Origin of the sequence: Nostoc sp., from assembly GCF_036917355.1 — a bacterium.
Lineage (GTDB): Bacteria > Cyanobacteriota > Cyanobacteriia > Cyanobacteriales > Nostocaceae > Nostoc.
The window spans coordinates 15,178-28,185 of record NZ_JBALDP010000001.1 but is presented as its reverse complement, the minus strand read 5'-3'; the positions used below and the strand labels follow the sequence as shown (position 1 = coordinate 28,185).

Sequence of the window (13,008 nt, the reverse complement as noted above, 5' to 3'; positions counted from 1 at the left end):
TCATGCTTCAAATTGGCGTTATTATTAATTTTTAAATTTCATGTTTAAGTAAGTTGTAGCTATTAAACTATTAACTACTAAAGCCAACATAGCAGGAATTAGCGGAACCCAACAACTATATACAATTAAAAATATAAAACAGCTAACGTACAAACTGATAATGGCGATTCCTCCTGCCAAGCTTAAGTAAATGAATCGGTGCAGATAGGCAGTAAACAAACCGCCTAAAAAAGACCAACCCCAAACCCAAATTACCTCACCCCAAAGCGGCCAAGTCCACAACAGAGGTTGTCCATCCAAAGCAGCCCTGAGTAGTTGACTGACCATTTGGGCTTGTAAAAATACTCCTGGTATTGCCTGTAATTTTCCTTGAGGAGTGATGTAAGGAGTTAACCAGTAATCACCAAAAGTTTCTGCTGTTGTGCCAATAATTACTATTTTGCCTTTGACTGCATTGGCATTGAGCTTACCCCTTAACACTTGTTGCAAGGTCATACTTGGTGCGATCGCTTCTGGTGAAGGAGAAGAACGATAATTTAATAAGATTTGGTGTCCCAAAGCATCAACTCCTTGATAACCTCCGGTATGAGCTTCTATTGGTTTAAATGTCACCTTCCCTAATTGCCACGCGCCATCAGGGTTAAATTGCAACCGAATTCCCTTGCTGTACAGGTAATGCAGCGCCAGTTGAACGTTCAGGGCATAATTTGCAGTACAAGGAGATGAGGGTGAAGGTGTTGCCGCTAACAGATGGCGACGCACGACATTATCTGAATCAATGGCAATATCGCTAAAACCGAGATTCTGTGAAGAAAGTTCTGGGGGTGATTTTACACCTGGTTTTCCGACTTGAGAATCGCTGAGTTGACATACCCCCACAAAGCGATCACTTTTTCGCATCCTTGCTGCCAATGCTGGATAATCCTTATCCACTGGATAATCTCGGTATATATCCAAACCAATAGCTTGTGGTTGATATGCCTCTAATTTTTCTAACAGTTTGGCAAGTGATTTGTCTGACAACGAACCTTGAGGTTTTTCCGGTTTTTGCGCCTGGACATCTTCTTCAGTCACAGTGACAACCAGTAGGCGTGAGTCTGGTTTTTCACGAGGGCGCAAGCGTACCAGTTGGTCAAATGCACTTAACTCTAATGTTTGCAGCACACCCAAATACCTTACCCCGATTAATATTATGGTTACTACCATGCTCGTCAGTAATATTAATGAAAAGCCAAGGCGATTTGTGGTTCTTCTAACAGGCGTAGTTTGAGACAAAGATGCAGGGAGATTGGGTGCATTTCTAAACAATTCCCGCCAATTCAACGGCATCTCAGCCGGATTTTGAAAAATCACAGGCAACCATGTAGCGCAGGGAAATTGGTTTTCTAGTCCCTGCAACCTTTCTCGTGCTTCCCTGACGGCTAAATACAACGAGCCTCCCCGCGCAAAGGCTTCTAAAAAATACTTTAAAAACTGTTGCGCCACGCGATCGGGTACAGGCTCTCGCATCACGATAATTTGGGGAATATGTAAATCTGCAAACTCCCATGCCAATCCCAAGCCATCACAAGAATTGAAAATCGCTAGTTTTAAACCTCGTTCTACTGCCTTTTTCAAGGCATACTTTAACTGGCTAATTGTGAGACTTTCAGTTTGATTAATGTAGATTTTTCCTATTTGATTCGTTTCCTGAGTAGAACTATGTCCGGCGAAAAATAGAATTTGCCAATTCTGCTCCCATAGCTGATCGGTAAGGTCAAGGCATTGTGGCTCAACTAAAAAAGTGATATCTGTATTGGGTAACAAATTAAGTAGCGCCTGGTCTGCTTTAGTATCAATACCTTGACTGTTACCCAAAATCGCCAAGATTTTTACTTTGTCGGATGTAGTTGCTATGCGGTTAAGGTTGACTTGTTCGTAGGCAGGAGCGCTCAAGGCGATTTCCGCCTGGGGATAGCGTTCTATCAAATCCCAAAGATGCCAGGGAAATTTCTGTAATCGCAGGTCTTTGGTTTGTAAAAGCATCCGAATATTATCCGCAAGCATGAGTTTTTCTAACAATTTCTCGCGGATAGAACGAAAGGAATCGGAAGCAAGCCAAGTATTAAAACTTACTTTAAATTCCTCACTCACTTGCTGGCAGTATTCTAGGCTGGGGGCTTGGTTAAGTTCTTTAGCTAAACCAATCGGACGAGATGGCAACTTTAAATTACGATAAATAGATTGCCAACGGTGATAATCGCGGAGAATTTCCGGGTTGGGGGGAAGCTCACCTGTGATTTCCACAGTCGGGCGGACATTTTCATCGCCAATCTGTAGAGTTACGGTAAACCCTTGTTCAAAGTTTCCCTCCCCTAACTTTAAGATGATTAACTTGTCCACAGCTAGTTCTCCCTAGATGTTGAGTGTACCCGTAGGGGCAGGACACTACCCATTGGTGTTAACTTAAGCTCAAACCCTTGTACCGCATACGTTTTACTCCACCCTAACCCTCCCCTTGGAAAGGCTACAGTGTACACACAAGTCTTTAAGAGTTGCCCCATAAGCTTTTGATCCCCCCAACCCCCCTTAAAAGGGGGGCAAAACCTCTCAAAATCCTCCTTAAAAAGGAGGATTTAGGAGTATCTACAACATTTGGAACTGGATTTCCGGCTTCCCCCCCTTTACAAGGGAGAATTGAGGGGGGTAATTTGACTTGTGTGTAACACCGTAGCCCCAAGGCATAGGGGAAAGGCGGTTTTGGGTTTAGACAAAACCGGGGTGAGGTGACGCTGTGAGTAACCATAAGTAAATGAACTCAATATCACATCCTGACAAGGGTTTCAAGTTAATTGACACCAATATGCACTGCCGTGCGCTTACACCCTGCTATATATATCTTGGTTACTAAATAGGTTGTTGTGTGTTGTGAAATTCAGTTTAAGAGTAAATAATAGAGGCTAAACGTGAAGATTTTTGAAGTAAAACTTAAAACCGCAAAATCTCTCGTTCATAGTCTTCAGGTGTGGGTTCTATTTCCCAAACCAATCCTTCTCCTAGTTCCAAAATTACTTCCAAATACAACATATCTACAGGAATTGTTGCCGTATCTTCATTATTTTCAAAAGCTTGTAAGTCTTCCGTTAGTAGTCGGAGCTTAAACCCAGCCGGAATTTGACCATCAAGAGTTGTACTTCGCAATTCAAAACGCCAAACATCGTTCTCAGAAGCGCTTTTTGGGAAAATGCGTAACTCGTATGTTTGCTCTGCAATTATTATTTGCCGAGACAAGCCGAGAACTGGTTCTGCACTCCGCATTCCCACAGGTACCACAACGAATTCTCTTTTTTCCCATCCCCACTGTTGGGCTAAATTGGCTACTCCTGTCTGCAACCATTGCGGAATCGATCGCTGTATAAGTAAACCCTGACGCAGTTCATACAACTTTTTTCGCCAACCGCTATGTGCCAAGAGCGCACCCCAGAGTGAAAATGGAACTGCCAAACGCGGAAATTTCACATCGCGATCGCCCAATCTTTCTAAGAGGTTTTCTGCCTGGGTTTTGCCAATAGAATCTAAAGGTGCAATCTCAGCACGTAAGGTTTCTAGCTGATTAAGTTGGCGTGTAACCCACAGCACATTAATATCTGGAATTAAATCTTCACTTTCCAAGCTGTAAGTGCGATCGCCAGCATCATAAACCCCTTTTGTTTTCATAATTTGATGGGTTGTGTAGCCAAAAATCTTCATCCAACCATCATCGGGATTAACTTGTACTGCTATGTAATAGTCAGCAACCCACTCTGGAATATCTACCCATTCTTGCGGTACGCGTAACTCATCGTCATCCATTGCCAAGGTGGGAATTAATACCAGGCGATCGCGCTCGAAAGTAATAGCTGTGCCATTGACTACTTCCCAAAAACTCGGTAATGCCGCACTGTTAGGATAAACCCTGGCGGTGGGAGCAATTTCCTCCTGGAACCAAGGCAAAAATGCTTGCAAGCATTTTTGATTTATCCACCCACGTTGACAAGCACCAGCTGTTGAGTATGGTTGTTCTTGCACTTCTGGAAATTGAGTAATTTCCAAGTATAAATGCTGTGAGTCAATAGTGAATGGGGCAGGTGGGTTCAACATAAATAATTCTAGAATGGCTCCATATAAAGACCATATTAGGGAGAGGGAAGAGACAAAATTATTTCTTGTCTACTGATTGAATTTGGGTATGGCTATATTGGACTTTGAGCCATTCCTCTAAACTTGTGTTTATGGCATCTACTACGTCGGATTTCGGGGAAATATGCAAGGTGTTTTGACTCCATTGCGTGAGAGTTAGGAGCAATGACTTTTTAATGCTGCTCAGGCGACGGGAAACAGTATATTGCTTAATTTTTAACTGGGCAGCAATTTCTTGTTGAGTCAGTTGTTGAACGTAGTAAGCTTGTAGTACTTTTTGGGACTCAGCATCGAGTGCAGCGATCGCTTGGGACAAAACTTGGTTTAACTGAGCTTGCTGCGATCGCATATTCACAGCTTCTTCCTGCTCAATAATTTCCGTTAGTAAAGATGTTTGCAAATCTACAGGCAATATATCTAATAAATTACCATCATCTTCTTTGAGGGGAGCGTCTGCGGAAACAAACTTAGGATAGAGGAAAGTACGGGCAGCTTTAGCAGCAGATAATACCCAGGTTTCTATGGTTTGCTGATTGACTGCGGCAGTGGGCGAACTCAATCGGCTGAAACGTTCTGCATTATAAAGATGACTAATAGCCTCCCAAGTCAGAGCATCTGGCTTGGGAAGCTGACGAATTTTTGTATTGTCACCCGTGTAGAGTTCCTTAAAGCATTCCCAGGCTAAAACATGACTTTCGATGCTTTGGGCGTTAAATCCGGCATTTTGTAATGACTGCACTAGTCGTTTCCGACTGAGTTTATGCAATAAAGCCCAGTCTGAGCAAATGTCTGCTTCCCGCTGTAAGCGCACTGCATCTTTGATAATCGATTCAAAAGTTAATTGTGCATAGGATTTTAAATGCGAACTGTATTGAGGATTGAAATTTTTGAGGATTTTGTTAGTATTAGCGATCGCCATCTGAAAACAATCGGCTACAGACGACTGTGTAGGAAAGTTGAGGGCGAATTTTCTGGCAGTCCAGTAGCACACCTCTTGTAAATAAGCAGAAATATGTGCAAGTGCCACAGCACTAGATTGAGTCTGCCAAACTCTATACCAGTAAAGCGCCCAAAAGGTATCTGATTTCTCAATTGACGACTCCAGGCAAACTTTCATACTGCGTCGCAGTTTGGCATCTGTTGCCCAACCACTAAACTGGTCTACATCAAATTGCACAAAGGTAGAAAAGATTTCAACAATGCCCTGTCGGGGTTGCATGGAACACTCGCCGCTGTTTGAAACATAGCTGATTTCAATTATACAACAATATAGCCAAAAGCTAATTCCTTACTGCGTAAGGATTTTACAGATTTTTCAAAAATTTTCCGATCTCAGTGCATAAAGACTAAAAGTCATCGTAGAGAGTGATATGCAGAGAAGTTCATTTAAAAAGATGCTTTCTTTGGGGACTAGCGGAATCATTGAATAAGTTCGTTAAATACAGAACAAAAATTCGATGGTTATAAGCACAAATTCATCCCACAAATATGCAACTTCTTAAAAGTTACCTAATTATCTCTGCATCACCTAATTAACAAAGAGAGAAAAACTCACTTTAGGTTGTCATGTTCTCAAATCCTGGAATTGAATTGCAGGTAATTTGCTGCTGGAATTCAGACAAAAAATTACATCTGCTGAGTTTAACTTAACCAACATCAACAACAAAAGGAGTCAAAAATGACTGTCTACGATAATATCGGTGTTCTGCCTGCTACCCCTGTTACCCGCAATGACTTTAATTTAAATGTTTTAGATGCCACTGATGTCTTTGAGTTCAGAATTGACACTACCCAAAACATAAATTTGTCTCTGACAGATATCAGTGCTGGTGATGATGCCGATTTGCGCCTTTATCAAGATAACGGTAACGGTTTCTTTGATACAGGCGACCAACTAGTTGATTCTTCCAGTAGGGGGAGCAACGCAGATGACTTCCTTAATCGTCGAGCAGACGCAGGTACTTATTTTGCCGAAGTCCGTCGCTTTAGCAGTTCATCAGGCGATGTAAGTTACAATTTGGCCTTGTCTGCAACTACACCCAATTCGACAAGTGGTTTCAGCAATCTTTTGCCTAGAGAGTTTGCACTTGGTGACTTGTCAGCTGATGTTACCCGCTTTGGGACAATAAGTAATACCAACACCACAGATACTTACGAATTCTCTCTGGGATTATTTGAGGGTGTCGACATTACACTGAGCGGACTCCAAAGTGATGCTGACATCCGACTGATTGCGGACTATAACAACAATCGTATTGTTGATGCAGGTGAGGAAGTTGCACGTTCTACTAGTGGTGGTATTACATCGGAAGTAATTTCCAACACTAATCTTTCTGGTAATTACTTCTTGCAGGTCAATCAATTTAGTAGTATACAGACTGCTTACACCTTAACTTTTGACCAATTTACCACCACTGATGCTTAAGTTTAGGCATTAGAAGTGATCGGCGGTAATTGAAAGCATTGTAAGGTAATGCTCTCAAGTGTACGTAAATAGTGCAAGCGGCAGAGAATCATACTTGAACTTTGCCGCTTTATTCCAAAAATGATCGCTGCACTTATCAAATATTTCAACAAAATAGTCTTGAAATATGACTAAAGCTTTACAAATAGGTAATGTCTACGACGAGCATAGCTGCATCTCGGTCTTACCTAAAGAAATTATCCCATTTTTGGCTAGTTACAACCTGATTGGGCAATTGTTATCTCAGAGCATTATCGAATCTGCGATCGCACCAATCACCTGCACACAAGCAGAAACATCTCATGCTCTAGAGCAATTTTATCAGCATTGGGATTTAACAAGCGAGCAAAAAATCCAAGATTGGTGTTCGCGTTATTGTCTGACTCAAGAGCAATTAGAACTTTTCGCAACCCGAAAGCTCAGAGTTGAAAAGTTCAAGCAAATAACTTGGGGACATCAACTAGAATCTTACTTTCTCAAATATAAAAGACATTTTGATCGAGTCATTTATTCTTTAATTCGGACTGAAAACAGAGAAACTGCCAACGAACTATTTTTCCGAATTACAGAAGGGGAACAGTCATTTGCTGAACTAGCGCGTGAATATTCTCGAGGGACAGAAGCTGATACAGGCGGCATCGTCGGCCCAGTAGAACTTGGTACTATTACTCCCAATTTTGCTCAGTTACTTTGCACAAGGCAAGTGGGTATAGTTCAACCACCCGTACCCTTTGGAGAATCATGGGTAATTTTACGTGTGGAAAAGTTTATAACTGCACAGTTTGACAATTTTATGCGTCAACGATTACTGCAAGAAAATTTTGAAACTTGGTTTCAACAGCAAGTAAATCAACTGTCACCGGAAGAAAAAACCTGGATGTGAATCATACCAATTCAAAATTCAAATTTTCAAGTACCTTTCTTCTGTCACTCTCCAGAAAATATAGAGATTTGGTTTAGCATTTTGGTTCGGAAATTACTTAAGCGTGCTAGCTTCAAGAGCCAGGATGACCTCAAAACTATAATTCTCGGATTTATCGACTATTTTAATAAAACAATGGCTAAACCTTTTAAGTGGACATACAAGGGTAAAGTGTTGGCTATCTAATACTTAGTTTATTTACGCCAAGCTGTACTAGAATCTTTTGGTTTAATTGAAGAAATTGACGAACAAGCTGCTGAAACAATTAGTAACGGTTACGAAGTTTTTGAAGTTAAAAACAAAATGGTATACAATACTCTCTACACTGTCGATGGTAAAACAACAGGCGATCCAGCACCTGGCTCCGATCGTATATGGACTGCGTACAGTGAAGGAATCATTGAATTTGACGCTGACGGTCGAGATGGCTACGAGCTATACAAAAAATACAATTTGGCCGATGGAGGAGTGTATGAGTTTCAAGACAACACAACAACTATTGGCAATCCATATGATATCGAACTTTATAGGGTAGCCTAATCTGCAATTCTCAAGTGGATTTACTGATTTGAATTTTCGAGGTTAGATTGTCCTATCTCGGTTCAGATCAAAGAGCTAACTACTCAAAAATCTGGGCTAAAAAGCTGAATACAATATAACGTCGGGGCAAGTGCCCCGATTTTTTCATGCATAAGAATTTGCCAGATTTTTCAAATTTTTTCCGACCTGAGTGCATAAAGACTAAAAGTCATCGTAGAGAGTGATATGCAGAGAAGTTCATTTAGAAAGATGCAAGTTTGGGGACTAGCGGAATAATTGAATAAGTTTGTCAAATATAGAACAAAACTTCGATGGTTACAGCCGCAAATTCATCCCACAAATATGTAACTTTTTAAAAGCTATTTAATTATCTCTATACGACCTAATTAACAAGGTAGCCTAATCTGCAATTCTTAAGTGTATTTAGTAAATTACGATCGAGGATAAAAGTTATGTCAAAAATCATTTCTACTAACGCTATTGTTGTTGCTCAGGAACAACTTTTCACTAACCTAACGCCAGAAGAAGCGGCTATCATTGAAGGAGGATATAACCTCTATGTAAGTAGTATAGTTTGCCTGAAAGATGGTGCAGATACTTTTAGTCAGGATGATGTTTATGCTAACGTCACTGTTGACGAGATAACCAGTAGACTCGATATCGGTGGTATGAGTGCAGGAGATGGTAAAAATCTAGGTTGGGAATTTAACTTTTTTGAAAATGCAGAAATCAGCTTTTTCGATAGTGATTGGCCAGACTCTGACGACGCTCTAGGCGGTTTTTCCGTCTCCGGTCCAACAAACGGCATACAAAGAACTACTATAAGTGGGGGCGGTTCTAGATACAGAGTATCTTACTCAGTCAGTTGAAGAGATTACAAACCGACCTGAGTAGTACCATTTTGGATTTTAGATTTTGGATTGTAAAAGCTTTTGGGCAATCCATATATCGCAATCATTTTTCAAATTGGTAGGACTTTCCAGAAATAGCCTAGTACTCAGATGTTTAGGTTTAACAAATTAAATATCATCTTTAGTCGGGGTTTTCTCCCCGACTTCTCTTTTTCCATTACCATTCGTTTTGACAATGAAATACCAAATAGTCCTCCAACACACTGAAGAAGACTGCGGTGCTGCAAGTCTTGCAACTATTGCCAAACACTACGGACGCACATTTACCCTCAACCGCGTCCGAGAAGCCGTAGGCACAGGTTCTAGAGGAACATCCTTACTGGGATTGAAGCGAGGTGCAGAAGTACTAGGATTCAATGCTCGCCAAGTTAAAGCCAGTCCCCAATTAATCGACCAATTACATCAAGCTCCCTTACCAGCAATTATCCACTGGAAAGGCTACCACTGGGTCGTATTATACGGGCAAAAAGCCAAAAAATACGTCATCGCCGACCCTGGTGTTGGTATTCGTCATCTTACCCGTCAAGAGTTAATGGCGGGTTGGGGTAATGGCGTCATGCTGCTGCTGACTCCAGATGACAGTCGTTTTTATCAACAAGAATCAGATAAAATTGGCGGACTGGGAAGATATCTGCAACGGGTTTGGCCTTATCGTTCTATTCTCGCCCAAGCGATCGCCATTAACATCGCCATTGGACTGCTTTCTTTGGCATCTCCCTTCATGATGCAACTCCTCACCGATGATGTCTTAGTACGAGGTGATACCCAACTACTAACTACTGTGGCCATTGGCGTTATCGCCATGAACTTAATTAGAAGTGCCATTAGTTTAGTCCAATCTCACCTTATCGGTCACTTCGGTCAAAGATTGCAATTAGGACTAATCCTAGAATACGGACGCAAACTCTTACATTTACCCCTATCCTACTTTGAAGGACGACGCAGTGGCGAAGTTGTCAGCCGCATTGCCGATGTCAAAGCTATCAATAACTTAGTTTCCCAAATTGTCCTCGGATTACCCAGTCAATTCTTTATTGCTGTAATTTCCTTGGGTTTTATGCTCTTTTACAGTTGGGAACTAACTCTCGCTTCCATAGTTGCATTTATAGTTGTCACGGGTGTTAACCTGCTTTTCTTACCCGCGATGCGCCAGAAAACCCGGAATCTGATTATTTCTGGTACAGAAAATCAAGGCTTTTTGGTAGAAACATTTCGCGGCATCCAAGTCTTAAAAACTACCCAAGCCACTCCCCAAGCTTGGTCAGAATATCAAGGAAATTATGGTCGCCTTGCCAACCTGGGCTGGAGTATGATGAAACTGGGACTGTATAGCAGTACAGTTACTGGCATTCTTTCCACCTTCATTAGTATTGGCATCCTTTGGATGGGTAGCTATTTAGTCATTAATCGCACCTTAACAATCGGTCAATTAATGGCATATAACGGCATGAGTGGCAACTTTCTTGGCTTCTTAGGTGCTGCCATTGGTTTAGTAGATGAGTTTATCACAGCCCAGATAGTCCTTCAACGGATGACAGAAGTTATTGACGCTACCCCAGAATCCGAAAATGATTTTAAAAAGCCTTGGGCACAAATCCCTGGGAATGCAGATATAACTTGCACTGAACTTAACTTTCATCACGCAGGTAGAGTTGACCTCCTACAAGATTTTTCCTTAACTATTCCTGGCGGTAAAGTTATTGCTTTAATTGGCAAATCTGGCTGTGGTAAAAGTACCCTGGCAAAATTACTGACTGGCTTATATAAAGTTGAGTCTGGCAATATTCGTTATGGTTTTTATAATCAGCAAGACCTATCCTTAGAATGTTTGCGTCAACAAGTGGTATTAGTTCCTCAAGAACCCCACTTTTGGAGTCGTTCGATTATTGATAACTTCAACTTTAGCTATCCCCATATTAGTTTTGAAGAAATTGTCAAAGCTTGTCAAATTGCAGGTGCAGATGAATTTATTAGCAAACTCCCTGATAAATATCAAACTGTTTTAGGAGAATTTGGGGCAAATCTTTCTGGTGGACAACGCCAAAGATTAGCCATAGCCAGAGCCATAGTTACTCAGCCAGCAGTCTTAATTTTAGATGAATCCACGGGCGCACTTGACCCAGTAAGCGAAAGACAAGTATTAGATAGACTTTTATCTCATCGTCACAATCAAACGACTATTTTAATTAGTCACCGCCCCAAGGTAATACAGAGAGCAGATTTAATTGTATTTTTAGAACAAGGACGCTTAAAAATCCAAGGTACACCAGAAGAATTGCGCTCTTTACCTGGCGAACATTTAGATTTCTTAGATGATATTTTCCCCTCTCATAATGGATTGGCGCTGATATCTTGCCCGGCTCATCATAATGGTAAGACTGCCACTATTAATTAAGATAATTCGTACCTCGGCTTACTTCGACTACGCTCAGTACAAGTCGCTCGGCAACCTAATTTGTAATTGGTATGACATCATGGTTAGCAACACAAATTTTCTCCCCCCAATTCAAACAAACGAATTCCTCCCACCAATTACTCGTTGGACAACATGGGGCGGAATGTTTATTCTCTGCGTTCTCGGATTAGCTGGGCCACTTGCTGCAATTTGTAAGTATAAGGTTACAGTCCAAGCACAGGCGGTTGTGCGTCCGGCGGGTGAATTGCGAATTGTGCAAGCGGCGACTGAAGGTCAGGTTATGCACATTTATGTCAAAGAAAATCAGCTTATCAAAAAAGGAGATGCGATCGCAACTATCGATGACTCCCGTCTGCAAACGAAAAAGAGCCAATTGCAAACTAGTATTCAACAATCTCAGTTACAACTAGTGCAAATCAATGCCCAAATTAGTTCCCTTAATAGCCAGATTCAAGCCGAAACTGACCGTCTTAACCGGATTATTACTGGCGCTAAAGCCGAATTGAGCGGCCGCCGTCGGGAATATCAAGATAAAAATCTGACCACTGTTTCCGAACTTCAAGAAGCTGATGCCAACGTCAAAATTGCTGAAAAAGAATTGCTGGCTGGGGAAGCACAGTTAAAAACAACACAAGCAAATCTCCATGCTGCTGAAGCTGCATTAGGTGTAGCCCAGTCAAAACAGAAGCGATATGAGAGTGTAGCCAACCAAGGGGCGCTATCTCAGGATCAATTGGAAGAAGCACAATTATCTGCTAGACAGCAAGAGCAAGCGGTAAAGGCGCAAGCAGCAGCAGTGGAGGCGCAAAAACAGACAATTGAACGGTTACAACAAGCGGTATCTGCTGTGATTGCCAGAAAACAACGCGCCCAAGTTGCTGTAAATCCAAGTAATGCAGCAGTAACTGTTGCTACTGAGCGAATCGCTCAAGAAAAAGCCGGAGGGGAAAGCAACAAAGCAACATTAGAAAAGGAACGCCAAGCTTTAGTTAAGCAACGGATTGAAATTGAAAAGCAGTTAGAACGTGATACTAGCGAACTCAAACAAGCCAAAATAAATTTAGCTCAAACTGCGATCGCAGCTACCGCCGATGGTATCATTTCCCAACTAAATCTGCGAAACCCAGGTCAAACTGTGCGTGCTGGCGAGGAAGTATTGCAAATTGTCCCCTCTGATGCGCCTCAAGTTTTGAAGGCAGCAGTGGCATCTGAAGATCAAAGTAAGTTAAAAATTGGTCAAAAAGTCCAAATGCGAGTCAGCGCTTGTCCTTACCCAGATTATGGTACTCTAAATGGTCAAGTGCAGACGATTTCTCCAGATGCGATCGCTCCTCAGAAGAATGGCACAAATACATCGATGAATGGGACTACTAGCCCAAAAGCTACTGCGCCTGGTGCTTTCTATGAAGTGACTATTGAACCAGAAACTCTGGTTTTAGGTAAAGGGAAAAACCAGTGTCACATTCAATTAGGTATGGAGGGTCGGGTTGATATTATTTCCCGTGAAGAAACTGTGCTGCAATTCTTCCTCCGTAAGGCGAGGTTGATTAGTGATTTGTAACTTTTTCTTTTGGGAACCATTACCTAAACTTTAAGT

9 protein-coding genes are annotated in these 13,008 nt (G+C 41.6%); 6 read left to right on the top strand and 3 right to left on the bottom strand.

What is annotated here, in order from left to right; translation table 11 throughout:
* Nucleotides 1-24: 24 nt before the first annotated feature.
* From V7K53_RS00065 to V7K53_RS00055, 3 genes are all read right to left on the bottom strand, one after another.
* A complete protein-coding gene (locus V7K53_RS00065; protein ID WP_335195675.1) occupies nucleotides 25-2,382 on the bottom strand; it encodes a CHASE2 domain-containing protein in 2,358 nt (785 codons plus the stop codon).
* A gap of 585 nt (nucleotides 2,383-2,967) precedes the next feature.
* Nucleotides 2,968-4,119 carry a DUF1822 family protein gene (locus V7K53_RS00060; protein WP_335195674.1) on the bottom strand — a complete coding sequence of 384 codons (1,152 nt, stop codon included), beginning with the start codon at nucleotides 4,117-4,119 and terminating at the stop codon, nucleotides 2,968-2,970.
* A gap of 58 nt (nucleotides 4,120-4,177) precedes the next feature.
* Nucleotides 4,178-5,377 carry a sigma-70 family RNA polymerase sigma factor gene (locus V7K53_RS00055; protein ID WP_335195673.1) on the bottom strand — a complete coding sequence of 400 codons (1,200 nt, stop codon included), beginning with the start codon at nucleotides 5,375-5,377 and terminating at the stop codon, nucleotides 4,178-4,180.
* Nucleotides 5,378-5,836: 459 nt separating this feature from the next.
* Here V7K53_RS00055 and V7K53_RS00050 point away from each other — a divergent pair, with 459 nt between their 5' ends.
* The 6 genes from V7K53_RS00050 to V7K53_RS00025 all read left to right on the top strand — a co-directional run bounded on the left by V7K53_RS00050 (nucleotide 5,837) and on the right by V7K53_RS00025 (nucleotide 12,972).
* The gene (locus tag V7K53_RS00050) at nucleotides 5,837-6,583 is read left to right on the top strand and encodes a pre-peptidase C-terminal domain-containing protein (protein WP_335195672.1); all 747 of its coding nucleotides are present in this window, start codon (nucleotides 5,837-5,839) and stop codon (nucleotides 6,581-6,583) included.
* Between the two features lie 166 nt (nucleotides 6,584-6,749).
* On the top strand, nucleotides 6,750-7,505 hold the full coding sequence (locus V7K53_RS00045) for a peptidylprolyl isomerase (protein ID WP_335195671.1): 756 nt from the start codon (nucleotides 6,750-6,752) through the stop codon (nucleotides 7,503-7,505).
* A gap of 342 nt (nucleotides 7,506-7,847) precedes the next feature.
* Nucleotides 7,848-8,084 (top strand): hypothetical protein, encoded by a 237-nt coding sequence (locus V7K53_RS00040; RefSeq protein ID WP_335195670.1) that lies wholly within the window; start codon nucleotides 7,848-7,850, stop codon nucleotides 8,082-8,084.
* A gap of 452 nt (nucleotides 8,085-8,536) precedes the next feature.
* Entirely contained in the window at nucleotides 8,537-8,953 is a 417-nt protein-coding gene (locus V7K53_RS00035; protein WP_335195669.1) for a hypothetical protein, read from the top strand.
* A 217-nt stretch (nucleotides 8,954-9,170) separates the two neighbouring features.
* The gene (locus tag V7K53_RS00030) at nucleotides 9,171-11,390 is read left to right on the top strand and encodes a peptidase domain-containing ABC transporter (RefSeq protein ID WP_335195668.1); all 2,220 of its coding nucleotides are present in this window, start codon (nucleotides 9,171-9,173) and stop codon (nucleotides 11,388-11,390) included.
* Nucleotides 11,391-11,469: 79 nt separating this feature from the next.
* Nucleotides 11,470-12,972 (top strand): HlyD family efflux transporter periplasmic adaptor subunit, encoded by a 1,503-nt coding sequence (locus V7K53_RS00025; RefSeq protein ID WP_335195732.1) that lies wholly within the window; start codon nucleotides 11,470-11,472, stop codon nucleotides 12,970-12,972.
* Nucleotides 12,973-13,008: the final 36 nt, after the last annotated feature.